Annotated in this window: 19 protein-coding genes, 3 tRNA genes and 1 pseudogene; 2 read left to right on the plus strand and 21 right to left on the minus strand. The window is 73.0% G+C overall.

All coding sequences use genetic code 11. The features are described 5' to 3' along the window. Window positions 1–335: 335 nt before the first annotated feature. The 8 genes from leuS to KCH_RS12860 form a co-directional block, all read right to left on the minus strand. Window positions 336–3,209 (minus strand): leucine--tRNA ligase, encoded by a 2,874-nt coding sequence (gene leuS / locus KCH_RS12825; RefSeq protein WP_035862713.1) that lies wholly within the window; start codon window positions 3,207–3,209, stop codon window positions 336–338. Window positions 3,210–3,629: 420 nt separating this feature from the next. Next, window positions 3,630–4,922 (minus strand): NsdA family TPR-like regulatory protein, encoded by a 1,293-nt coding sequence (locus KCH_RS12830; protein WP_035862715.1) that lies wholly within the window; start codon window positions 4,920–4,922, stop codon window positions 3,630–3,632. A gap of 92 nt (window positions 4,923–5,014) precedes the next feature. Continuing rightward, window positions 5,015–5,087, minus strand: a tRNA-Ala gene (locus KCH_RS12835). Window positions 5,088–5,245: 158 nt separating this feature from the next. Then, a tRNA-Ala gene (locus KCH_RS12840) sits at window positions 5,246–5,318 on the minus strand. Between the two features lie 38 nt (window positions 5,319–5,356). Then, a tRNA-Ala gene (locus tag KCH_RS12845) sits at window positions 5,357–5,429 on the minus strand. 144 nt (window positions 5,430–5,573) lie between these two features. Beyond that, the gene (locus tag KCH_RS12850) at window positions 5,574–6,221 is read right to left on the minus strand and encodes a histidine phosphatase family protein (protein ID WP_035871787.1); all 648 of its coding nucleotides are present in this window, start codon (window positions 6,219–6,221) and stop codon (window positions 5,574–5,576) included. Continuing rightward, window positions 6,218–6,655, minus strand: a complete 438-nt coding sequence (gene rsfS / locus KCH_RS12855; RefSeq protein ID WP_035862717.1) for a ribosome silencing factor — start codon at window positions 6,653–6,655, stop codon at window positions 6,218–6,220. Before rsfS ends, KCH_RS12850 begins: the two co-directional genes overlap by 4 nt. A 260-nt stretch (window positions 6,656–6,915) precedes the next feature. Beyond that, a complete protein-coding gene (locus KCH_RS12860) occupies window positions 6,916–8,331 on the minus strand; it encodes a LytR C-terminal domain-containing protein (protein WP_035862720.1) in 1,416 nt (471 codons plus the stop codon). 168 nt (window positions 8,332–8,499) lie between these two features. On the opposite strand from KCH_RS12860, the gene KCH_RS39530 reads away from it, so the two are divergent. Beyond that, the gene (locus KCH_RS39530) at window positions 8,500–8,808 is read left to right on the plus strand and encodes a hypothetical protein (RefSeq protein WP_035862721.1); all 309 of its coding nucleotides are present in this window, start codon (window positions 8,500–8,502) and stop codon (window positions 8,806–8,808) included. Between the two features lie 259 nt (window positions 8,809–9,067). On the opposite strand, the gene nadD is transcribed toward KCH_RS39530, so the two are convergent. The 3 genes from nadD to KCH_RS12875 all read right to left on the minus strand — a co-directional run bounded on the left by nadD (window position 9,068) and on the right by KCH_RS12875 (window position 10,436). Next, a complete protein-coding gene (gene nadD, locus KCH_RS12870) occupies window positions 9,068–9,733 on the minus strand; it encodes a nicotinate-nucleotide adenylyltransferase (protein ID WP_035862724.1) in 666 nt (221 codons plus the stop codon). A 100-nt stretch (window positions 9,734–9,833) separates the two neighbouring features. Further along, window positions 9,834–9,983: a hypothetical protein gene (locus KCH_RS42490; protein ID WP_167574047.1), complete on the minus strand. Its 150-nt coding sequence runs from the start codon at window positions 9,981–9,983 to the stop codon at window positions 9,834–9,836. A gap of 240 nt (window positions 9,984–10,223) precedes the next feature. Then, complete coding sequence (locus KCH_RS12875; RefSeq protein ID WP_035862726.1) at window positions 10,224–10,436, minus strand: hypothetical protein; 213 nt, start codon at window positions 10,434–10,436, stop codon at window positions 10,224–10,226. Window positions 10,437–10,720: 284 nt separating this feature from the next. Between KCH_RS12875 and KCH_RS12880 the strand changes: the two genes are divergently transcribed. Beyond that, window positions 10,721–11,791: a M48 family metallopeptidase gene (locus KCH_RS12880; protein WP_035862728.1), complete on the plus strand. Its 1,071-nt coding sequence runs from the start codon at window positions 10,721–10,723 to the stop codon at window positions 11,789–11,791. 27 nt (window positions 11,792–11,818) lie between these two features. Here the strand turns inward: KCH_RS12880 and KCH_RS12885 are convergent, their stop codons facing one another. From KCH_RS12885 to KCH_RS47190, 10 genes and pseudogenes are all read right to left on the minus strand, one after another. Beyond that, on the minus strand, window positions 11,819–12,880 hold the full coding sequence (locus KCH_RS12885; protein WP_035862731.1) for an SCO2583 family membrane protein: 1,062 nt from the start codon (window positions 12,878–12,880) through the stop codon (window positions 11,819–11,821). 105 nt (window positions 12,881–12,985) lie between these two features. Next, the gene (locus tag KCH_RS12890; protein ID WP_035862733.1) at window positions 12,986–13,552 is read right to left on the minus strand and encodes an SCO2584 family spore wall biosynthesis protein; all 567 of its coding nucleotides are present in this window, start codon (window positions 13,550–13,552) and stop codon (window positions 12,986–12,988) included. Between the two features lie 71 nt (window positions 13,553–13,623). Further along, window positions 13,624–14,939 (minus strand): annotated as a pseudogene (locus KCH_RS12895) (glutamate-5-semialdehyde dehydrogenase). 72 nt (window positions 14,940–15,011) lie between these two features. Then, window positions 15,012–15,470 carry a hypothetical protein gene (locus KCH_RS12900; RefSeq protein ID WP_035862735.1) on the minus strand — a complete coding sequence of 153 codons (459 nt, stop codon included), beginning with the start codon at window positions 15,468–15,470 and terminating at the stop codon, window positions 15,012–15,014. Between the two features lie 80 nt (window positions 15,471–15,550). Then, window positions 15,551–16,687 carry a glutamate 5-kinase gene (proB, locus tag KCH_RS12905; RefSeq protein ID WP_035862737.1) on the minus strand — a complete coding sequence of 379 codons (1,137 nt, stop codon included), beginning with the start codon at window positions 16,685–16,687 and terminating at the stop codon, window positions 15,551–15,553. Between the two features lie 200 nt (window positions 16,688–16,887). Then, window positions 16,888–18,348: a GTPase ObgE gene (obgE, locus tag KCH_RS12910; protein ID WP_035862739.1), complete on the minus strand. Its 1,461-nt coding sequence runs from the start codon at window positions 18,346–18,348 to the stop codon at window positions 16,888–16,890. 102 nt (window positions 18,349–18,450) lie between these two features. Then, a complete protein-coding gene (rpmA, locus tag KCH_RS12915; protein WP_014135732.1) occupies window positions 18,451–18,708 on the minus strand; it encodes a 50S ribosomal protein L27 in 258 nt (85 codons plus the stop codon). 39 nt (window positions 18,709–18,747) lie between these two features. After that, a complete protein-coding gene (gene rplU, locus KCH_RS12920) occupies window positions 18,748–19,065 on the minus strand; it encodes a 50S ribosomal protein L21 (protein WP_035862741.1) in 318 nt (105 codons plus the stop codon). Between the two features lie 236 nt (window positions 19,066–19,301). Then, window positions 19,302–21,491, minus strand: coding sequence for an Rne/Rng family ribonuclease (locus tag KCH_RS47185; protein WP_425268763.1), 2,190 nt, complete (start codon window positions 21,489–21,491; stop codon window positions 19,302–19,304). Next, complete coding sequence (locus tag KCH_RS47190; RefSeq protein WP_425268764.1) at window positions 21,476–22,516, minus strand: hypothetical protein; 1,041 nt, start codon at window positions 22,514–22,516, stop codon at window positions 21,476–21,478. The genes KCH_RS47185 and KCH_RS47190 overlap by 16 nt, the downstream gene beginning before the upstream one ends. Window positions 22,517–22,896 lie beyond the last annotated feature (380 nt).

Consider the following 22,896-nt stretch of genomic DNA (forward strand, 5'->3'; position numbering starts at 1 on the left):
AGCGATCTCCCGGAGACCGCCAGGACCTTCACCGCACCGTCGGTGCCCCTACGAAGAACGGAGCCACCTTGTTCGAGTTCCTTCTCCTCCCCTACTCCCTCTGCCGAGTGCCCCTTCTGGAAGGCACCCTTCCAGAAGGTGCCCGCCGCACCGATCCGGTCCAGCGCACCGATCCGGCCCGACGCGTCAGTCCCGACCGACGCACCGACGCCGCCCGGCCCCTCCGGCTCGCGGGGCACTCGGCCGGGCCCTCCCTGCCGACGGCGAAGGGCCGGCCACCCCGCGCTCGGGACGACCGGCCCTGCCGAACTGACGGCACCTCAGCAGAGGCAGCGTCAGCCGGTGACGATGTTCACCAGCTTCGGAGCGCGGGCGATGACCTTGCGCACCTCCGCGCCGCCGACGGCCGCGACCACGGTGGGGTCGGCCAGGGCCAGTGCCTCCAGCTCGGCATCCGAGATGGACGGCGAGACCTCCAGGCGGGCCTTGACCTTGCCCTTGATCTGCACGACGCAGGTCACCGTCTCGTCGACCACGTACGCCGGGTCGGCGACCGGGTAGTCGGCGAAGGCCAGCGACTGCTCGTGGCCCAGGCGGCGCCACAGCTCCTCGGCGATGTGCGGCGCCAGCGGAGCGATCAGCAGGACGATCTGCTCGGCGACCGAACGCGGCGTGGAGCCGCGCTTCACCAGGAAGTTGTTCAGCTCGATGGCCTTGGCCACCGCCGTGTTGAACCGCAGCGCGGCCATGTCGCCGCGGATGCCGTCGATGGTCTTGTGCAGCGCGCGCAGCGTCGCCTCGTCCGGCTCCTCCTCGGTCACCACCAGCTCGCCGGTGACCTCCGAGACGATGTTGCGCCACAGCCGCTGCAGGAAGCGGTAGGAGCCGACCACGGCGCGGGTGTCCCACGGGCGGGAGACGTCCAGCGGGCCCATCGCCATCTCGTACAGGCGCAGGGTGTCCGCACCGTACTCGTCGGAGATCTCGTCGGGCGCGACGGCGTTCTTCAGCGACTTGCCCATCTTGCCCGCCTCGCGGCGGACCTGCTCACCCTGCCAGTAGTACTGGCCGTCGCGCTCCTCGACCTCCGCCGCGGGCACCGGGAAGCCGCGGGCGTCGCGGTAGACGTCGGCGGTGATCATGCCCTGGTTGAACAGCTTGTGGAACGGCTCGACCGAGGACACGTGGCCCAGGTCGTGCAGGACCTTGTGCCAGAAGCGGGCGTACAGCAGGTGCAGCACGGCGTGCTCGGCGCCACCGACGTACAGGTCGACGCCGCCGGCCGGCTTGTCGGCGGTCGGGCCCATCCAGTACGCCTCGTTGGCGGGGTCGACGACCGAGCCGGAGTTGATCGGGTCGACGTAGCGCAGCTCGTACCAGCAGGAACCGGCCCAGTTGGGCATGGTGTTGGTCTCGCGGCGGTACGTCTTCACACCGTCGCCCAGGTCCAGCTCGACGTTGACCCAGGCCTCGTTGCGGGACAGCGGGGTCTTCGGCGAGGAGGTGGCGTCGTCGGGGTCATAGGTGTGCGGCGAGTAGTCGTCGACCTCGGGGACCTCGACCGGCAGCATCGACTCGGGCAGCGCGTGCATCGCACCGGTCTCGTCGTAGACGATCGGGAACGGCTCGCCCCAGTACCGCTGGCGGCTGAACAGCCAGTCGCGCAGGCGGAAGTTGACGGTGCCTTCGCCGATGCCCTGCTCGGCCAGCCAGGCGGTCACCCGGGCCTTGGCGTCGACCACCGACAGGCCGTTCAGCGACAGGCCGTCACGCTCGGAGTTGATCAGCACCGAGTCGTAGGTGTCGAAGGCGTCGTCCCAGGTGTGCGGGTCCTCGCCACGGCCGTCGGTGGGCCGGACGACGCAGCGCATCGGCAGGTTGAACGCCTGCGCGAAGGCGAAGTCGCGGCTGTCGTGCGCCGGAACGGCCATGATCGCGCCGGTGCCGTAGCCCATCAGCACGTAGTCGGCGATGAACACCGGGATCTGCTCGCCGCTGACCGGGTTGGTCGCGAAGGCGCCGGTGAACACGCCGGTCTTCACCTTGGCGTCGGCCTGGCGCTCCACGTCCGACTTGGCGGCGGCGGCCGCCCGGTACGCGGCGACGGCGTCGGCCGGGGTCGCAGCGCCGCCGGTCCACTCCTCGCGGGTGCCGGTCGGCCACGCCGCCGGGACGATGGTGTCGACCAGGGCGTGCTCGGGGGCCAGCACCATGTAGGTGGCGCCGAACAGGGTGTCGGGGCGGGTGGTGAAGACGGTGACGGTGTCGCCGCCGACGCCGAAGTCCACCCGGGCGCCCTCGGAGCGGCCGATCCAGTTGCGCTGCTGCAGCTTGATCGCCTCGGGCCAGTCCAGCAGGTCCAGGTCGCTGATCAGCCGGTCCGCGTAAGCGGTGATGCGCATCATCCACTGGCGCAGGTTGGACTTGAACACCGGGAAGTTGCCGCGCTCGGAGCGGCCGTCCGCGGTGACCTCCTCGTTGGCCAGCACGGTGCCCAGGCCGGGGCACCAGTTGACCGGCACCTCCTTGGAGTAGGCCAGCCGGAACTCGCCCAGCACCTCGTCGCGCTCGACGCCGGTCAGCTCGGCCCAGGCACGGCCGCCCGGCACCGCGCGCTCGCCGGACTCGAACTGGGCGACCAGCTCGGAGATCGGCCGGGCCTTCTCCGCGTCCTCGTCGTACCAGGAGTTGAAGATCTGCAGGAAGATCCACTGGGTCCAGCGGTAGTACTCGGGGTCGATCGTGGAGATCGAGCGGCGCGAGTCGTGGCCCAGGCCCAGCCGGCGCAGCTGGCGGCGCATGTTGGCGATGTTGTCCTCGGTGGACACCCGCGGGTGCACGCCGTGCTGCACCGCGTACTGCTCGGCCGGCAGGCCGAAGGCGTCGTAGCCCAGCGTGTGCAGGACGTTGTACCCGTTCATCCGCTGGTAGCGGGCGTACACGTCGGTGGCGATGTAACCCAGCGGGTGGCCGACGTGCAGGCCGGCGCCCGACGGGTACGGGAACATGTCCATGATGAAGCTGTGGGGCTTCGCGGCGACGTTCGACCCGTCGGCCAGCGGACCGGTCGGGTTGGGGGCGTTGAACGTCCCCTCCTTCTCCCACAGGTCCTGCCAGCGGGACTCGATCTCGGCGGCCAGCGCGGCGCCGTAGCGGAAAGGCTCGGTGGCGGCTTCGGCCGCGCCGGAAGCGGGGGTCGTCTCGCTCATGGTCCTTCAGGCTCCATCGTCATCAGTCAGCGAACAGGCCGTAGAAAGCAGAAAACCCCTCCACAGGAGGGGACGCCACGCCGACTCCGGCACCCAAGCCGGTCCTGGTCAGCGCGGCCGGCTAAGAAGCAGGCGCACAGTTCGCATGGGCTCAGGGTACCGCACCCCTTCAAGGCCCTTTCGCGTCACCGCGTCAATCCCCCTGCTGCACGCGCCGCCACACACCCGGCGACACCCGCCGACGCTCCCCCACCCACTCCCACGCCGCTCACGACCGCAGCCCCGCCCACGCCAACACCTACGCCCACACCCGCAGCCCCGCCCACGCAATCACCCGCGCCCACAGCAGCACCACCCCCCGCAGCCGACGCTCCGTCCGCTCTCCGGCCCGCGCCGTCCGGCCGGCCGGACGGACCTGCGCTACGCCTCCGCGCGCATCGCGGTGTCGAACTCGCGCAGCGCCCGCGCCACCCGGGCGGACTGCATGCCGGCGGCGAGGTGTCGTGCCCGGTCGGCGGTGTGCTCGGCCTCCTTGCGTTCGCCGGTCCGGCGGTAGGAGTCGGCGAGGCGCACCATCAGCAGCGCCTTGACCCGGGCGCGTTCCGCGGTAAGCGCCTCGATCGCGCTCTGCAGCAGCCCGCGGGCCTGCTCGTGCTCGCCGAGCAGCAGGTACCCCTCGCCGACCATGCCCTCCAGGTCGGCGCGTTCCTGGGTGTGCCCGTCCAGGCCCTCCAGCACCCGGAAGGCCCGCTCGGCGACCGCCTCGGCGCTGATCTGCTCCCCCTTGCGTCCGTGTGCCCGGGCGATCCGCCCGAGTTGCAGCGCGCGCTCACGGGGCGTCAGCACCCCGTCCGCGGCGCGCAGCGCGGTGGACAGCATCGCCACCGGATCCAGGCCCCGCCCACCGGAGTTGTACGTCGCCTGGACGGCGAGGCAGCCGACCACGCCGACGCCGAGCCGCGGGTCCCCGGAGACGTGGGCGGCGCGCAGGGCGGCGACGAAGGCGCGCTGCGCGGCGGCGTCGTTGCCCAGGTCGTAGTTCGCCCAGCCGACCAGGCGGGCCAGTCTGCTGGCGGCCCCGTACAGCTCGCGGCCGAGTGGTTCGTCGTAGCTGCCGAGCTCCAACAGCTTGCCGACCATCGCGAGTTCGGCCTTGGCCAGGTCGAGGATCAGGCCGCCGCCGTAGGCCCGCTCCAGGCGCTGCTTGGAGTCGTAGGACAGCCGCAGGTCGGCCAACTGCTCGGGGGCGATGCGCAGTGCGCCCTCGCCGCCGGTGACGGGCGGCGGCGGGGAGGCCCAGTGCCGGGCCGCCTGCTCCAGTTCGTCGCCGCGGAACAGGTCGGTCAGGCGCACCGGGGCCCCGTCCGTGCCGGCCTCGCGCAGGGCGGTCTGGGCGGTGTCGGCGGTCCACGGGTCGGTCAGCAGCCGCGGCGAGAGCATCTTCGCGCCGCGGTTGGAGCCCATCTGCCCCCAGAGCTGCTCGTACGTGACGGCGATGCCGACGCTGCGGCCGAGGACCTCGCAGACGGTCTGGTCGTGCGGGGAGCGCGGCACCATGCCCCGGTCGCGCCACTTGTAGGGCGCGGTCGAGCTGATCGCCATGCCCGCCGGCAGCACCGCGTTCACCTCGCGGGCCAGCCGCTCCGGGCTCCATCCGAGCTGGTGGAGTATCCGGGCGAGCTCGTCGTTCCGTTTTCGCACCAGATCGGCCATGGCACGACGGTAGCGGCCCCGTGCCCCGAGCGGCAGAGAAGTGGGGTGAACGCTCGAAGGCCGCCCCTCGCGGGACGGCCTTCGGACTGCTGTGGAGCTAAGGAGAATCGAACTCCTGACCTATTGCATGCCATGCAATCGCTCTACCAACTGAGCTATAGCCCCATGCTTTTACTGCTGTCACCTGCGGTTTCCCTTGGCGACATCGACAACTGTACACGGTTGGCGGTCGAGTCCCTAATCCGTTTCGAGCGCCCCACGAGCGGCCCCGGGAACGCCGAAGGCCGCCACCCGTCTCGGGTGGCGGCCTCGCGGAACTGCTGTGGAGCTAAGGAGAATCGAACTCCTGACCTATTGCATGCCATGCAATCGCTCTACCAACTGAGCTATAGCCCCGCAACACTGACGACCACTCACGGACCATCGGTGCGGAGTGGAGCTAAGGAGAATCGAACTCCTGACCTATTGCATGCCATGCAATCGCTCTACCAACTGAGCTATAGCCCCGCAGTCCCGCGACTCTCGCCCCCGGTTTCCCGTCTGCGTTCCTCGCTGCGAACGAGGAAGACTCTAGCTGGTCAGAGCCGGAACTGTGAAATCCGGGTCCGGAGACCCCTGGGTGGAGCCCCGGGCGTCACCCCGGGCCTCGCCTCAGGTCTCGTCGCCGATGACCGGCTGCGGGAGCGTGCCCGCGTTGTGCTCCTGCAGTCGCCAACCGCGCGCGTCCTGGCCGAGCACCGACCAGCAGCAGTTCGAGAGACCGCCGAAGCGCTCCCACAACTCCGGTTCCATGCCCAGCAGTCGGCCGATCATGGTGCGGATGGTGCCGCCGTGGCTGACCACCACGAGGGTGCCGCCCTCGGGCAGTTTGTCGACGGCTTCGAGCACCACCGGGACGGCCCGGTCGGCCACCTCGGTGGCGAGTTCGCCGCCGCCGCGCCGGACCGGCTCGCCGCGCGACCAGGCCTCGAACTGCTCCGGGTACCGCGCCCGGATCTCGGAGTTGGTGAGCCCCTGCCACTCCCCCGCGTACGTCTCGCGAAGGCCCTCGTGGTGGTGCACCTCCAGGCCGGTGAGCAGGGCCAGTTCGGCGGCGGTGCGCCGGGCCCGCGTCAGGTCGGAGGAGATCAGCAGGTCGGGCCGGAGCGCGGCGAGCAGCCGGGCCGCCCGCTGCGCCTGGAACACGCCCTGTTCGGTGAGCTCGACGTCAGTGGTGCCCTGGAACCGCGATTCGAGGTTCCAGGACGTCTGGCCGTGCCGCCAGAGGACGATGCGCGGCCCCGCCGCCGACCGGCTCAGAGGTCGCCGCCGGAGACGGCGTTGCCGGCGGCGTCGGTGACGGCGTTCTCCGGACGGTTGCGGGTCGCCAGCGCGTCCTCGGGCAGCGGGACCTCGGGGCAGTCCTTCCACAGGCGGTCGAGCGAGTAGAAGGAGCGCTCCTCGGAGTGCTGGACGTGCACCACGATGTCCAGGTAGTCGAGCAGGATCCAGCGGCCCTCGCGCTCGCCCTCGCGGCGCACCGGCTTGGTGTCGAGCTTCTCGCGCAGCTGGTCCTCGATCTCCTCGGCGATCGCCCGGACCTGGCGGTCGTTGGCGGCGGAGGCGATCAGGAAGGCGTCGGTGATCGACAGCACCTCGCTGACGTCGAAGGCGATGATGTCGTGCGCCAGCTTGTCGGCCGCCGCCTGCGCGGCGACGGTGATGAGTTCCTGGCTTCGGTCGGTGACGGTCACGATGCTCTTCCGGATCGGCTGTGGGGATACCCTCCCAGGATCTCACGAACGCGCCGGAGCCCCGGAGCGATTTCCGCCCCGGGGCTCCGACCCCCCGCAACCGTGCCGCGCCCGGCCACCGGGGACCACGGTCCGCCCGCACCCGAGCCGCCGCACGGGCCGACCCACCGCACGGGCCGACCCACCATGCCGGCCGACCCACTCGCACCGGCCCGCCCACCCCGCAGCCCACCGCGCGGGCCGGCCCGTACGCAGCGCGGTTACTGCGACTTCTGCGGCGGCTGGTAGTCCTTGCCGATCACCAGCACCAGGTCCGCGTTCTGCGATTCGGTGACCTTCTTCACCACGGAGTCCGGGAGCCCCAGGCTGGTCGCCAGGGAGAGCGCCGCGGGGTGCTTGGCGTCGTCGGTGTAGCGGATCTCCGAGGTCGCCTGCACGGCGGCCTTCGCGGTGGACGGCAGCGGGTCCATGCCCGCGTTGATGACGACCACCTGGGCGGCGGCCGCCTTGGGGTCGTCCCCGGAGGCGTTGACCACGGTGACGCGGGTGCTGCCGCCGGTGCCCTTGGCCTTGCCGATGGTGCCGCCGAGGATGTCCTTCACCTGCTTGCCAGTGGTGGCGTCGTCCAGGGTGCCGTCCGGCTTGGTGGTGAGCGCGGTGGTGGTGAGGTGGCCGGCCTTGGCCTGCTTGGCGAGGTTGACCAGGACGCCGGCCAGGGCGTTCTCCGGCAGCGACGGGTCGGCGACCGAGTTCATCCGGTGCACGTCGTCGGTGGCGTCCGCCATGGTGACCGGCATCGCGGTGATCACCGCGGCCATCACCTGCCCGAACCGGGCGAGTTGGGCGTCCCGGCTCTCGTTGGGGGCCTGCAGGGTGGCGTAGTCGACGGCGGCCCGGCCGGTCAGCAGGACGTCCTTGCCGACGGGGGCGAGCACCTTGCCGTCGGGCTTGTTGTTCTCGCGCACCTCGGCGTTGGTGTCCACCTTGATGCCGCCGAGCTGGGAGACCAGCAGCAGCAGGTAGGGGGTGTCCAGCCGCCAGGTGCCGGCCACCTTGGCGCCGAGCACGGAGGACAGGCCGTCGCGAGTGGAGGAGGCGCCGATCGCGTCCAGGGCCTGGCCGACGGTGGTGGTGGAGGTGTCGCCGTTGCTGGGCAGTTGCAGGGTGTCGGGGAGCAGCAGCACGGTCGCCTTCTGCCCGCCCTGGTCGTCGACCAGCAGTGCGGTGGTGACCTTGCCCTGCGGGTCGCGCAGGTGCACGACGTTGACGTACCGTCCGCCGGCCGCCTTGCTCGCGTCGTTGGCGTCGTCGAACTTGCCGGTCCACCACAGGTAGCCCAGCGCACCGGCCGCGAGCACCGCCAGGACGACCAGCAGCGCGATCAACCGGTTGCGCAGCCGTCGCCGCCGCTCGGCCCGGACCTCGCTGCGGGACTCGGCGAACTTCAGCCAGTCGATGGCGTCCTCGGACTCCTCCGTCTCCTCGTCGACGAAGTTGAACTCACCGGTGGTGTACGAGTCGTCCGCCCCCGCCTTGGCCCGGGCGGACGAGGCCGCGGCCCGCCCGCCGACCAGCTCGGACGGCTCCTCGGGCTCCGGAACCGGCGCCGCAGCGGGCGCGGCCGCCCGTCCCCGGGAGGCCGTCCCGGCGGCGGTCGGCGCCGCGACCGGACTCACCGCCGGCACCCCGCGCCCGGCGGCCCCGGGCTGCGGCGGAACCCGCTCGTCCTCGGTCGCCCGGTCACCGGCCGCCGGCCCGCCCGGAGTCTGGCCCGGTCCCTGCGGCTGCTGCTGGTAGAAAGCCTGCGCGGGCTGCTGCTGCCCGTAGTAGGTGTCGTACCCCTGGTGCTGCCCGTACGGGTCGGCGGCCGGCTGCTGCTGTCCGTACCCGCCCGGCTCGAACCCCTGCGCCTGCTGGCCGCGCTGCGCGTACCCGGCCTGCTGCCCGTACCCGGACTGCCCACCGCCGTAAGGGTCCTGGGTGTACGCCCCGGGCTGCTGCGCCGCGCCCTGCTGGTCGTACCGGCCGTACGCATCGGCCTGGCCGTACGCCTGTTGCTGCTGCCCGTACCCGGGCTGCGCGTGCCCCGCCTGGGCGTGCCCCGCCTGCTGCCCCTGGCCCGCCTGCTGCCCGTGGCCCCCTGCTGCGGGTAGCCCGGCTGCTGCCCGTACCCGGACTGGCCGTAGCCGGACCGGTCGTACCCGGGCTGGTCGAACGACTGCTGCTCGTAGGGCTGCTGCTCGAACGAGTGCTGCTGGTACGGCTGTTGCTCGTAGGGCTGCTGCTCGTACGGCTGCTGCTCCTGGCCCTGCGGAGGGTAGTAGCCGGGCTGCGGCTGGTAGGGCGGTTGGGGCTGGCGGCCGTACCACTGCTCGTCGTCGGAGTTTCCGGTCATGCCGTCCCTCCCGGGGATCAAGGCCGGGCCGACGCGTACAGCGCCCGCTTGTGGATGTAACGGACCACGCCGTCCGGCACCAGGTACCAGATGGGTTCGCCCTTGGCGACGCGCATCCGGCAGTCGGTGGAGGAGATGGCGAGGGCGGGGACCTCCACCAGGGAGACGCCGCCGACCGGCAGTCCGGTGTCGGAGAGAGTATGGCCCGGACGGGTACAGCCGATGAAGTGCGCGAGGTCGAAGAGTTCCTCGGAGGAGCGCCAGGAGATGATCTGGGCGAGGGCGTCGGCGCCGGTGATGAAGAAGAGTTCGGCGTCGGGGTGCAGGGCCCGCAGCTCGCGCAGGGTGTCGACGGTGTAGGTGGGGCCGTTGCGGTCGATGTCGATCCGGCTGACCGAGAACTGGGGGTTCTCGGCGGTGGCGATCACCGTCATCAGGTAGCGGTCCTCGGCCGGCGAAACGTCCCGGTCGGACTTCTGCCAGGGCTGCCCGGTGGGGACGAAGATCACCTCGTCCAGGTGGAAGGCGCTGGCCACTTCGCTCGCGGCCACCAGGTGTCCGTGGTGGATGGGGTCGAAGGTGCCGCCCATCACTCCCAGCCGCCGTCGCCCACGCGGCGCACCGGCCGGCGCGGGGGTGCCCGGCGCGGTGTCCGTCCCGGGGGTCTCGACCTGCTCTCTCATGGCGCCACACCTTACGCGACCCGGGTGGCCCGGGGGTTCCGCCCGTTCGCGGCCCCGGGCACTCCGTGCCCGCCGCCCCGGGGGCGGCGGTGCGGCCGGGTCAGCGGTCGCGGTTGAAGCGGGTGGTGACGAACAGCAGCAGCAGCAGGATGAACAGCGCCGCGCCGCCCGTCAGGAACGGGTTGAGGCTGTCGTGGTTTCCACCCTCCTCGGCGAGGCGGGTGAGGGCGGGCAGGGCAGCAGAGGTCATGATCGGCGGGACCTTCTCGGCTCGGTGAGGGACCAGGCGGTCACGGACCGTGCGGCCCGCGGGCTCATCGTACGGGGGCCTGACACGCAACCGCTCGGCGGCCCACCGCGTCTGACCACCCGTGAGCCGTCCCCGGCCGTCGGGCCGTCGGGCCCTCGGGCTCTCGCCCCTCGGCCTCATGGTCCCGGCGGCCGCCGGGTGCGGGGTCCGGCCCGCGGCCCGGGTGGCACGAGTCCGGGTTCAGCCCCGGTCGCCGGCCTCGACGCGGGCCTGCTCGCGCTCGGCCTCGCGCTGCGCGTCGCGCTTGGCGCCGTCGCGGCCGGCCCGGGCGAGTGCCCAGACCATCAGGCCGACTCCGACGAAGGAGGCGATCAGGATGATCCTCAGGAACAGGCCGGGGCCGTTCTCGCTGGAGATCGGTCCGGCGAGCTGGACCAGGTCGGCAGGGGACATCACGGGGCTCCTTTTCGGTACGGCACAGCCAGGGTAGACCCGTTTACCGCCGCCCCCGCCGCGCACCCCGCCGGACCTGCCGGACCTGCCGGACGTGCCGGACCTGCCGCACCCCGCCGGGACCTGCCGCGGCCCGCACCCGGCACGCACGCCCCGACCGGCCGCCGCGCCCGACGGCGTACCGTGTCGCCCGGGGACGAGTACGGACACAGCGACGTTAAGAGGAAAGCAGCGGGGGCCGGCCACGGGAGCCGGTGCCGGCGTCGATCCAGGAGAGGTACTCAATGACCGACATGACCAAGGGCACCGCGCCGAGCCGCCGCCGCCAGCGGTTCCCGGAGATCTCCACCCGCGCCTGGGAGCACCCGGCGGACCGTTCCGGCCTGGTGGCGCTGCGCAAGCTGAGCGGCTTCGACGAGATCCTGAAGAAGCTGGCCGGCCTGGTGTCCGAGCGCAGCGTGCGGCTGCTGTTCCTGGCCACCGCGGTCAAGGCGTCGGAGCGTCAGTTCCCGGAGCTGCACGACATGGTGCGCGACGCGGCGTACGTGCTGGACCTGGAGAAGGTCCCGGACCTGTACGTCACGCAGGACCCGGCGGTCAACGCCATGTGCATCGGCATGGACTCCCCGGTGATCGTGGTCACCACCGGCCTGGTGGACCTGATGGACGAGGAGGAGCTGCGCGCGGTGATCGGCCACGAGGTCGGTCACGCGATGTCGGGGCACGCGGTCTACCAGACCATGCTGCTGATCCTCACCAACCTGGCGGCCCGGATCGGCTGGCTGCCGCTGGGCAACCTGGCGATCACCGCGCTGATCACCGCGCTCAAGGAGTGGTTCCGCAAGGCCGAGCTGTCCAGCGACCGGGCCGGCCTGCTGGCCGGTCAGGACCTGCAGGCGTCGATGCGCGGCCTGATGAAGCTGGCCGGCGGCGCGAACATGGCCGAGATGAACGTGGACGCGTTCCTGGAGCAGGCCGCGGAGTACGACAAGGCCGGCGACCTGCGCGACAGCGTGCTGAAGCTGCTGCAGGTGCTGCCGCAGACCCACCCGTTCGCGGTGGTGCGGGTGGCGCAGCTGAAGAAGTGGGCGGAGAGCGAGGAGTACCGCTCGATCATGGCGGGCGCGTACCCGCGCCGCGGCGACGACCCGGACACCTCGGTCGGCGCGCAGTGGAAGGCCGCCGCCGAGTCGTACTCGCAGACGGTGAAGGAGAGCAAGGACCCGCTGATGGGCCTGCTGCGCGACCTCACCAACGGTGTCGGCACGGTCGGCGGCAAGCTCCGCGACACCTTCACCGGCGCCGGCCGCACCAACGGCAGCAGCGGCAGCAACGGCAGCGGCGGCGAGCAGTAGCAGCGGCGGCGGGGCGTTCGGGCCGGGTCAGCCGGTGATCGGTCCGAGCGCTCCGCAGCTCTGCCAGGCCGGCCGGGCGTGGTCGGTCGGGTTCACGGCCGGCGGGGTGCTGGACCGGACGCCCGCGGCGGTCGCCAGGATCGGCTGCAGGTAGTCGCTCTGCACGGCGCCGCAGTTGGTCGGCCCGGCCTGGACGTCGGAGTCGACCACCCGGACGCGTCCGGCGTCCAGGTCGGCCCGGTCGATGTCGATGCGCACCGCGCGGCGCACCGCGTACAGGCTGACCGAGGGGTCGCTGGTGGTGCCGGCCGGGCGCAGGGCGTAGACCAGGGTGTCGTCGGCGGTGAGCTCCAGCGTGTTGGGGTCGCTCTCGGCGACCCGGGCGCTGCCCGCGACCTTCACGGTGTCGGAGGCCAGCGCGATCTGGCCGGGGTCGAAGCGCACCATCCAGCCGGTGGCGTCGTGGTGCTGGTCGTCGCGCGGCGCGTTGACGCTGTCGTCGAACTGGGCGAGTTCGCCGGCCGTGATCAGCTCGCGGACCAGGCCGGTCTCGTTGGCGGTCAGGACGGCGGGGTTCAGCTCGGAGGCCACCAGGTAGTGCTGGAGGGCGTCCAGGGCGCGCTGCACGTCGGCCGCGGAGAAGTGCGCGGTGGACGAGGCGCTGGGCAGGCCGAAGCCGGCCGCCCCGTCCGCGTAGCCGGCGGGCAGCGCGGCGAACGGGTGGGCGGCGTCGGACACGGCGCCGACCGTGCCGGACGGGCTGAGCGGGGTGACGGCGGCGGTCAGCTGCGCGCCGCTGGGAGCGGCGACCTGGCCGCGCGGCGAGCTCACGCCGAAGTAGACGGCGGCGGCGAACGCGATCGCCACCAGCAGCAGGAGCGCCACCGCCTGTCGGGGCAGCGAGCCGAACCAGCCCCAGCCGCGCATCCTGGTGGCCCGTCCGAACGCGCCGGCCAGCCGCTCCTGCGCGGACAGCTCCTGGATCCGGGCAGCCTTCACGAACGATTCGTCGAAGACGACGGACTGGAACTCGTCGTCGTTCGAACCACCCTCGGGCGTGCCCTCGGGAGGTTCGCGCGGGTCACCCATGACACCAGGGTAGGCTCGGCCGCCGCCCGCGACGAGGGGCGCGGAGGCAACGGGAGCGCCACGGGGAGCGGGCGCACCGGCCCGCCGGAACGGCCGGCGTGGCCGTCAGCCCGCCGGGACGGCCGCGAGCACCGAGGGCGGCGCCGACGGCGCGGTGCCGGGGCTGCTGCTCCCGCTGGACGGCCGGGCCGGCGACTCGGGGGCGCTGCCGACGCCCCGGTACACGGCGGCGACCGCCAGCGCGACCACGCCGAGGCCCATCACCACGGCCAGCACCCACGCCACCGGCCGGTGCCAGCGCTGCTGGGCGACCGAGCCGCCGCGCAGCGGGTCGAAGGCGCGCAGCGGCGTGCGGCGGGTGCGCCGGTGCTGCCGGTCGCCGCCGGACCACGGGTCGGGGTAGAAGCGGTCCTCGTCCAGTCCGCCGGGCTGCGGGCGCAGCTCCAGTGGCAGCACCTCGCTCCCGGAGGTGAACTCGTAGCTCCGGGCGGCTCCGGCCTGTTCCGGCTCGAACCTGGTCTCGGCGGCGGCGAGTTGCCGCTCCCGGGCGCTCGGTTCGTGCACGGCGGCGGAGCGGACGAAGCTCTCGTCGAAGACCACGGTGGCGAACTCGTCGTCCGCACCGTGGTCGGCGCCGTCGGAGTACGGCGAGCCCCCCACATCCTCAGCCACGGATTCAATGTATTACCGGCCGGGGCTTTTGTCTGTGGGTCGGGCCGATCGGGTCCGGCCGGTTTCCGCGGTCAGCCTTCGAGGCCGCCGACGGTCTGCCGGGCCTCGCCGCGGACGTGGCCGTCGCCGGTGACGATGTACTTGGTGCTGGTCAGTTCCGGCAGTCCCATCGGGCCGCGGGCGTGCAGCTTCTGGGTGGAGATGCCGATCTCCGCGCCGAAGCCGAACTCGCCGCCGTCGGTGAACCGGGTGGAGGCGTTGACGGCGACCGTGGTGGAGTCGACGAGCTGGGTGAAGCGGCGCGCGGCGGCCTGCGAGGTGGTGACGATGGCCTCGGTGTGGCCGGACGACCAGCGGCGGATGTGGTCCACGGCGGCCTCCAGCGAGGGCACCACGGCGGCCGCCAGGTCCAGCGACAGGTACTCGGTGCCCCAGTCCTCCTCGGTCGCCGGGACGGCCGTCACGCCGGTGCCTTCGGCGGCCTTCAGCACCGCGTCGTCGCCGTGCACGGTGACGCCGGCCTCGGCGAGGGCGGTGAGCGCGAGCGGCAGGAAGACGTCCGCGACGTCCTGGTGCACCAGCAGGGTCTCGGCGGCGTTGCAGACGCTGACCCGCTGGGCCTTGGAGTTCAGCAGCACGCCGACGGCCATCGCCAGGTCGGTCCGCGCGTCCACGTACACGTGGCAGTTGCCGGTGCCGGTCTCGATCACGGGGACGGTGGAGCCCTCCACCACGGTGCGGATCAGCGAGGCGCCGCCGCGCGGGATCAGCACGTCGACCAGGCCGCGGGCGCGCATCAGCTGCTGCACCGACTCGCGGCCCTCCCCCGGCACCAGCTGGATCACGTCGGCCGGCAGGCCCGCCCGGCGACCGCCGCGCGCAGCACCTCCACCAGCGCCGTGTTGGAGCGGTACGCGGAGCCGGAGCCGCGCAGCAGCACCGCGTTGCCGGACTTCAGGCAGAGCGCCGCGGCGTCCACCGTGACGTTCGGCCGGGCCTCGTAGATGATGCCGACCACGCCCAGCGGCACCCGCACCTGCCGGACGTCCAGGCCGTTGGGCAGGGTGTAGCCGCGCACCACCTCGCCCACCGGGTCGGGCAGCCCGACCACGCTGCGGACGTCGGCGGCGATCGCGGCGATCCGGTCCTGAGTGAGCGTCAGCCGGTCGATCACCGACTCGGCGGTGCCCGCCTCGCGGGCCCGGGCGACGTCCTCGGCGTTGGCGGCGGTGATCTCCGCGGACCGGGCGACCAGCGCGTCCGCGATCGCCAGCAGCGCGGCGTCCTTCACCGAACGCGGCACTGGGGCCAGGGCGGCGGCCGCCTCCCGGGCACGGCGCGCGGCGGCGAGGACGGGGCTGTCGGCGGTGGCGGTGAGGTCGCTCATGGCACCAAGCCTAGCGAGACCCCCGGCCCGTCCCGCCGCACATTTCGCCCGCTGAGACGTCGCTCCGGGGCGTCAGTACGGGTAGACCCCGCCCAGCCGCGGCGGCGGACCGGCGAAACCCTCCGCGACCCGCTTGTGGTACGTCGGACGGTCCACCACCTCCAGCCCGACGATCTCCCAGGCCGGGAGCTTCGCGCTGACCCGGTGCTCGCCCCACAGCCGCAGCGCGATCGCCGCCGCGTCGTGCAGGTCCCGGGCCTCCTCCCAGTACCGGACCTCGGCGTGGTCGGCGGCGTAACGGGCCGTCAGGAAGAACGAGTGGTCGTGCGCCAGCTTCTCCAGCGCCGTCCGCAGCTCCGGCAGCGGCGTCGCCGCCCCGGCCACGCTCAGCACCACGTGCCACAGCCGGCCCTGCTCCGGCTCCTGCACGTTCTCCGGCTCCTGCTCCTCGACGCCCCGGCCGCCCTCGATGCTGGTGAGCCGCCGCTCCGGCCTCCGGCCCGGCAGCGCTTCCTCCCGCCTGCGAACCACCGACGGCCTCCCATTCAGCGTGTCGCGCGGGCCCCCCGGCCCGCTGCTCCCACCCCCCGTACCGGCCCCGCCGCCCGCGCTCAGCCGCGCAGCACGACCAGGTCGTCGCGGTGGACGACCTCGCGTTCGTACGCGGCGCCGAGCTCCTGGGCCAGTTCTCGCGTGGACCGGCCGAGCAGACGGGGCAACTCCCTCGCATCAAAGTTGACCAGTCCGCGGGCGACGATGTGACCGTTTTCGCCAAGAAGGTCGACCGGATCCCCGGCGACGAACTCCCCCTCCACCCCGGTCACCCCGGCCGGGAGCAGCGACTTCCCGCCGTGCACCACGGCCGCCACCGCGCCGTCGTCCAGGGTCAGCGTGCCGCGCGGCGAGGACGCGTGCTCCAGCCACAGCAGCCGGTCCGCGGAGCGGCTGCCGGTCCGCAGGAACAGCGTGCCGGTGGGCCGGCCGGCCAGCGCGTCGGCCGCCTGGCTGGCCGCCGTCAGCACCACCGGGATGCCCGCGCCGGTGGCGATCCGGGCCGCCTCCACCTTGGTCACCATGCCGCCGGTGCCGACGCCCGCCCTGCCGGCGCTGCCGACCTCCACGCCCGCCAGGTCCTCCGGGCCGCGCACCAGGTCGAGCCGGCTGGAGCCGGGCTTCGACGGGTCGCCGTCGTACAGGCCGTCCACGTCGGACAGCAGCACCAGCAGGTCGGCCCGCACCAGGTGCGCCACCAGCGCCGCCAGCCGGTCGTTGTCGCCGAACCGGATCTCGGCGGTGGCCACCGTGTCGTTCTCGTTGACGATCGGCATCGCACCCATCGTCAGCAGCTGCTCCAGGGTCCGGAACGCGTTGCGGTAGTGCGCCCGCCGGCTGGCGTCCTCGGCGGTCAGCAGCACCTGCCCGACCCGCACCCCGTACCGCGCGAAGGACGCGGTGTAGCGGGCCACCAGCAGCCCCTGCCCCACGCTCGCCGCCGCCTGCTGCCGGGCCAGGTCCTTCGGCCGCTTCTCCAGCCCCAGCGGGGCGAGGCCGGCCGCGATCGCCCCGGAGGAGACCAGCACGATCTCCGGCGCGTCCTTGCCCGCCCGCGACTTCGCCAGCGCGTCCACCAGGGCGTCCACCCGGTCCGCGTCCAGCCCGCCGGCGGCGGTGGTCAGCGAGGACGACCCGACCTTCACCACGATCCGCCGCGCCGAGACGACCTCCTCGCGGAGCAACTGACCCACCATCAGTCCGACCCTTCCGACACGACGTCCTGTACGCCCGAAATGTAGCGAGCCGGATCACGGGTCACGAAATCCGCACGAAGCGTGAGACAGCGCGGGCGGGCGGCCCGGGGAACCGCGCGCGGCGGCAGGCAGCCGACCGCGAGGTCGCGACCCTGGCAGTGACCTGCTCGTGATCGCGACCTCGCGGGCAGCCGCTCCTGCTACTGCTCCAGCTGCTCGCGGCCGGAGCTGAGCGCCTCGAAGTCGAGGTACTCCTGCTCCGCCGCGTCGCGGCCGCGCTGGCGCTCGCGGCGGCGGTCGACCGCGGGCCGCTGGGTCTCCATGCGGTGGTCCTCGCCGCGGCGGCCGAGCATCTCCGCGCCGGCGGCCATGCTGGGCTCCCAGTCGAAGACGACGGCGTTCTCGTCGGGGCCGATGATGACGGTGTCGCCCTCCTTCGCGCCGATCTTCCAGAGCTGCTGCTCGACGCCGAGGCGGGCGAGCCGGTCGGCGAGGTAGCCGACGGCCTCGTCGTTGGCGAAGTCGGTCTGGCGGACCCAGCGTTCGGGCTTGACGCCGCGGATGCGGTACGCGCCGTCCTCCTCCTCGATGGTGAAGCCGGCGTCGTCGACGGCGGTCGGCCGGATGACGATGCGGGTGTTCTCCTGGACGGGCTTGGCGGCGCGGGCGGCGGAGACGATCTCGGCCAGGGCGTAGGAGAGTTCGCGCAGGCCCTTGTGGGCGAGCGCGGAGACCTCGAAGACCCGGTAGCCGCGCTCTTCGAGGGAGGCGCGGGTGAGGTCGGCGATGTCCTGGCCGTCCGGGACGTCGATCTTGTTGAGGGCGACCAGTCGCGGCCGGTCCTCCAGGCCGCCGTACTGGGCGAGTTCGTCCTCGATGGTCTCCAGGTCGGTGAGCGGGTCGCGTCCCGGCTCCAGGGTGGCGCAGTCGAGGACGTGGACGAGCACCTCGCAGCGCTCGACGTGCCGCAGGAACTCGAGGCCGAGGCCCTTGCCCTGGCTGGCGCCGGGGATCAGGCCGGGCACGTCGGCGATCGTGTAGACGGTCGAACCGGCGGTCACCACACCGAGGTTGGGGACCAGGGTGGTGAACGGGTAGTCGGCGATCTTCGGCTTGGCGGCGGAGAGCACCGAGATCAGCGAGGACTTGCCGGCGCTCGGGTAGCCGACCAGCGCGACGTCGGCGACGGACTTGAGCTCCATCACGATGTCGCGGGCCTCGCCGGGCTCGCCGAGCAGGGCGAAGCCGGGGGCCTTGCGGCGGGCGGAGGCGAGCGCGGCGTTGCCGAGGCCGCCGCGGCCGCCCTGGGCGGCGACGAAGGTGGTGCCGTGGCCGACCAGGTCGGCCAGCACGTTGCCCTTGCGGTCGAGGACGACGGTGCCGTCCGGGACGGGCAGGATCAGGTCCTGGCCCTCGGCGCCGGTGCGGTGGCCGCCGGCCCCGGGCTTGCCGTTGGTGGCCTTGCGCTTGGGCGAGTGGTGGTACTCGAGCAGGGTGGTGACCTGCGAGTCCACCACCAGCGTCACCGAGCCGCCCTCGCCGCCGTTGCCCCCGTCGGGGCCGCCGAGCGGCTTGAACTTCTCGCGGTGCACGGAGGCGCAGCCGTGGCCTCCGTTACCCGCGGCGACGTGCAGTTCGACGCGGTCCACGAAGGTGGTCATGTGTGCCTCCAGTGCAACGAGGAAAAAGGGGTCCTGCAGGTAAAGCGCGAAGGGTGGGCCCGGATAGTCCCGGCCCACCCTTCACTGCGAGTCTGTACAGACTCAGGCCTCGACGGCCACGATGTTGACGACCTTGCGGCCGCGACGGTTGCCGAACTGCACGGCACCGGCGGTCAGCGCGAACAGGGTGTCGTCGCCGCCACGGCCGACGTTCGCACCCGGGTGGAAGTGGGTGCCGCGCTGGCGGACGATGATCTCGCCGGCGGAGACGACCTGACCGCCGAAGCGCTTCACGCCGAGGCGCTGGGCGTTCGAGTCACGACCGTTGCGAGTGGAACTCGCACCCTTCTTGTGTGCCATCTGGCTATCCCCTTTCTAGGAAGACCGCAGTAAGTGTGATTACTTGCTGACCGAGTCGATGCTGGTGATGCGCACCGCGGTGTACTTCTGGCGGTGGCCCTGACGACGGCGGTAGCCGGTCTTGTTCTTGTAGCGCAGGATGACGATCTTGTCGCCCTTGGTCTGGTCGACGACCTCGGCGTGGGCCTTCACGCCACCGAGCACCCACGGGTCGGAGGTGACGGACTCACCGTCGACGACGAGGATGGTCGAGAGCTCGACCGAGTCACCCGGCTTGGCTTCGATACGGTCGATCTCCAGCACGTCGCCCACGGCAACCTTGTGCTGGCGGCCGCCGGCGCGAACGATCGCGTACATGCGGTACCTACTTTCCTAACTCGGTCGGAACTCCGGATGCCAGCAGCCTGGGTATGGACACAGGCCGCCTCCCCCGGAAAAGAGCCGTGACCGGCTCCCACCCGGGAGGTGAGGTGCTCAGGAGCATGGCGTCAACACGCCGAGGGTCAAGAATACGGACCGGTCCATCCGAAGACAAACCGGGCCGTGCACGGGGCCGGAACCACCGCGGTTGCGGCGGTTCCGGCCCCGGGGGCTCACTCTGCGGCGCCGTCACCTTCGGCGGCCGCGGCCTTCTTGGCCGCCGCGCTCGTCCGCTTGGTGGCGGTCTTGCGGGCGGTGGTCTTCTTGGCGGCCGCGGCGGTGGTCTTCTTCGCCGCGGTCTTCTTGGCCGCCGTGGTCTTCTTCGCGGTGGTCTTGGCGGCCGTCTTGCGGGCGGCGCGCTTCTTCGGCGCCGCCTCCTCGACGGTCTCCTCGGCCTCGACCCCGGCCTCGGCCGGCTCGGCGGCCTCGGCTCCGGTCTCCTCCGCGGCGACGGCCTCGGCCGGCTCGGCGGCCGGCGCCGGCTCCGCGGCGGACTTCTCCGCGGCGCTCAGCGCGGCCTCCATGGCGGCCTCGGCGCGGGCCTGCAGCACCACGATCTCGGCCTCGCCGGACGCGCCGGCCGGAGCGGTGGCCTTGCGCACCGCGCGCCGCCGGGTGCGGCCCGCCGGGGCCGCGGTCGGCGGAATCTCCACCAGGCTCGGCTTCTCCTCGGCGACCGGCTCGGCCGCCGCGGGCTCCTCGACCGCGACCGGCTCGGCCACGACGGCCTCGGCGGCCTCCACGACCTCGGCCGGCTCCTCGATCGGCTCCAGCTCCTCGGCCTCGACCGGCTCGACGCCCTCGACCGTCTCCACGGTCTCCGCCTCGGCCTGGCCGGCCCCGCCGCGGCCCCGGCGACGGCGCTTGCCGCCGCCCTCGCCCGCACCGGTGGCGGCGGCCGCGGCGGTGCCGCCGCCGTGGCTGTGCGGCTGGTCCATGTGGACGATCACGCCGCGGCCGTTGCAGTGCACGCAGGGCTCGGAGAAGGACTCCAGCAGGCCCTGGCCGACCCGCTTGCGGGTCATCTGGACCAGGCCGAGCGAGGTGACCTCGGCCACCTGGTGCTTGGTCCGGTCCCGGCCCAGGCACTCCAGCAGGCGGCGCAGCACCAGGTCGCGGTTGGACTCCAGCACCATGTCGATGAAGTCGATCACGATGATGCCGCCGAGGTCGCGCAGCCGCAGCTGGCGGACGATCTCTTCGGCCGCCTCGATGTTGTTGCGGGTGACGGTCTCCTCGAGGTTGCCGCCCTGGCCGACGAACTTGCCGGTGTTGACGTCGACGACGACCATCGCCTCGGTCCGGTCGATCACCAGCGAACCGCCGGAGGGCAGCCAGACCTTGCGGTCCAGCGCCTTCATCAGCTGCTCGTCGATCCGGTACGTGGCGAACACGTCGACGTCCGAGGTCCACCTCTGCAGGCGCTCGGTGAGGTCGGGGGCGACGTTGGAGACGTAGTCGTGGATGGTGCTCCAGGCGTCGGCGCCGCTGACGATGACCTTGGTGAAGTCCTCGTTGAAGATGTCGCGGACCACCCGGACCGTCATGTCGGGCTCGCCGTAGAGCAGCGCCGGGGCGTTGCCGGAGGCGGCCTTCTTCTGGATCTCCTCCCACTGCTGCTGGAGGCGCTGGACGTCGCGGGTCAGCTCCTCCTCGGAGGCGCCCTCGGCGGCGGTGCGGACGATCACGCCCGCGTCGTCCGGGACGATCTTCTTGAGGATCTGCTTGAGGCGGGCCCGCTCGTTCTCCGGCAGCTTGCGGGAGATGCCGGTCATCGAGCCCTCGGGCACGTACACCAGGTAGCGGCCGGGCAGCGAGATCTGGCTGGTCAGGCGGGCGCCCTTGTGGCCGATCGGGTCCTTGGAGACCTGGACCAGCACGGACTGGCCGGACTTCAGCACCGACTCGATCCGGCGCGGGCCGCCGTGTCCGCCGAGCGCGCCGAAGTTGACCTCGCCGGCGTACAGCACGGCGTTGCGGCCCTTGCCGATGTCGACGAACGCGGCCTCCATCGACGGCAGCACGTTCTGGACCTTGCCCAGGTACACGTTGCCGACGTAGCTGGTGGCCTGCTCCTTGTTGACGTAGTGCTCGACGAGCACGCCGTCCTCGAGCACGCCGATCTGGGTGCGGGTGCCGGTCTGGCGCACCACCATGACCCGCTCGACGGACTCGCGGCGGGCCAGGAACTCGGCCTCGGTGATGATCGGGACGCGGCGGCGGCCCAGCTCGCGGCCCTCGCGGCGGCGCTGCTTCTTGGCCTCCAGGCGGGTGGAGCCCTTGATGGACTGCACCTCGTCCGGGTCGAATGCGGGCTCGGTGGAGCGGCGCCGCGGCTCGCGGACCTTCACCACGGTGCGCACGCCGTCCTCGGTGGTCTCGCCCTGCTCGGCGCCCTCGCCGCTGCGGCGGCGACGGCGACGGCGGCGGCGCGAGGAGGACAGGCCGGCGGCCAGGTCGTCCTCGCCGTCGTCCTCGCCCTCGTCGTGGGCGTCCTGGGCCTCGGGCTCCTCGTGGGCGTCCTCGGTGTCGGCCTCGACGGCCTCGGCGGACTCGTGGGCGTCCTCGGCGTCACCACGGCGGCGGCGACGGCCGCCCCGGCGGCGGCGGCGGGACGGACGGCCGTCCTCCTCCCACTCCGACTCCTGCTCCGGGCCGGCGGCGGGCGCCTCGACCTCGGCCGGGCCTCGACCTGCACGGCCTGGGCGGGCTGGGCGGGCTGCTGGACGGCCTTGGCCGGCTTGGCGGGCTGCGCGGCGGCCTTCCCGGCCTTGGTGCCCTTCCCGGGCTGCTGGACGCGCACCGCGGTGCGCACCCGGCGGCGGCGGCCGACGCCGCTGTACTCGAACTCGTCGTCCTCGGGCTCGTCCTGCGGGGCGACGGCCTGGGCCGGCTCGGCCTTGGCGGCGGGCGCGGCCTTGGCGGGCGCGGCCTTCGCGGCGGGAGCGGCTGCGGCGGGCTCCTGGAACACCGGGGCCTGGAAGATCGCGGTGGAGGGGCGGACGGCACGGCGGCGGGCGCGCGGCGGCTCGGCGGCCACGGGCTCCTCGACGACCGGCTCGGCCGCGGGCTCCTCGACGGTCTCCTCGGCGGCGGGCTCCTCGGCCACCGGCTCCTCGACCGGCGCGGGGCTCTGGGCGGGCGCGGAGACGCGCTTGCGCGCCCGGCGGGCCCGAGCGGGCTTCTCCTCCGCGACCGGCTCGACGACCGGCTCGACGGCCGGCTCCTCGACGGTCTCCTCGGCGGCGGCCTCCTCGGCCACCGGCTCCTCGACCGGCGCGGGGCTCTGGGCGGGCGCGGAGACGCGCTTGCGCGCCCGGCGGGCCCGAGCGGGCTTCTCCTCCGCGACCGGCTCGACGGCCGGCTCGGCCGCGGGCTCCTCGGCCACCGGCTCGGCGGCGGCGGGGTGGTGATCTCCGGCGTGCCGGCCGGGGACTCGGCGCGCTTGCGGGTGCGCCGGGCCCGGACGGGCTTCTCGGCGGCCGGCTCGGCCGGGGCCTCGGCGGCCGGCGGCTGCTCGGCGCTCGCCGGGGCGGCGACGACGGTCTCGGCGCTCTCGCCGGCGGCGCCCTGCGGGGAGCCGGCCGGGCGGGAGACCGCCCGGCGACGGCGGCGCGGCGGGGCGGCGGAGGTGCCGTCGTCGGTGTGGTCGGCCGCAGCGGACTGCGGTTCGGTGTTTTCGAGCATGCGGGTGTGTCTCCCGTCAGGCCCCCGGGCTCCGCATCCGGGCACGACGTGCCACCGCTTTCACCAGCCGGCCGCGCCTGT

Source organism: Kitasatospora cheerisanensis KCTC 2395, from assembly GCF_000696185.1.
GTDB classification, from domain to species: Bacteria; Actinomycetota; Actinomycetes; order Streptomycetales; family Streptomycetaceae; genus Kitasatospora; species Kitasatospora cheerisanensis.

Excerpts from the sequence above, each read along its gene's own strand:
- KCH_RS12885 (WP_035862731.1), bottom strand. The coding sequence starts at position 12,880 with ATGGGTGACCCGCGCGAACCTCCCGAGGGCACGCCCGAGGGTGGTTCG.
- KCH_RS12875 (WP_035862726.1), bottom strand. The coding sequence starts at position 10,436 with ATGTCCCCTGCCGACCTGGTCCAGCTCGCCGGACCGATCTCCAGCGAG.
- KCH_RS12830 (WP_035862715.1), bottom strand. The coding sequence starts at position 4,922 with ATGGCCGATCTGGTGCGAAAACGGAACGACGAGCTCGCCCGGATACTC.
- KCH_RS12880 (WP_035862728.1), top strand. The coding sequence starts at position 10,721 with ATGACCGACATGACCAAGGGCACCGCGCCGAGCCGCCGCCGCCAGCGG.
- obgE (WP_035862739.1), bottom strand. The coding sequence starts at position 18,348 with ATGACCACCTTCGTGGACCGCGTCGAACTGCACGTCGCCGCGGGTAAC.
- rplU (WP_035862741.1), bottom strand. The coding sequence starts at position 19,065 with ATGTACGCGATCGTTCGCGCCGGCGGCCGCCAGCACAAGGTTGCCGTG.
- nadD (WP_035862724.1), bottom strand. The coding sequence starts at position 9,733 with ATGAGAGAGCAGGTCGAGACCCCCGGGACGGACACCGCGCCGGGCACC.
- rpmA (WP_014135732.1), bottom strand. The coding sequence starts at position 18,708 with ATGGCACACAAGAAGGGTGCGAGTTCCACTCGCAACGGTCGTGACTCG.
- leuS (WP_035862713.1), bottom strand. The coding sequence starts at position 3,209 with ATGAGCGAGACGACCCCCGCTTCCGGCGCGGCCGAAGCCGCCACCGAG.
- proB (WP_035862737.1), bottom strand. The coding sequence starts at position 16,687 with ATGGTGGGTCAGTTGCTCCGCGAGGAGGTCGTCTCGGCGCGGCGGATC.
- KCH_RS42490 (WP_167574047.1), bottom strand. The coding sequence starts at position 9,983 with ATGACCTCTGCTGCCCTGCCCGCCCTCACCCGCCTCGCCGAGGAGGGT.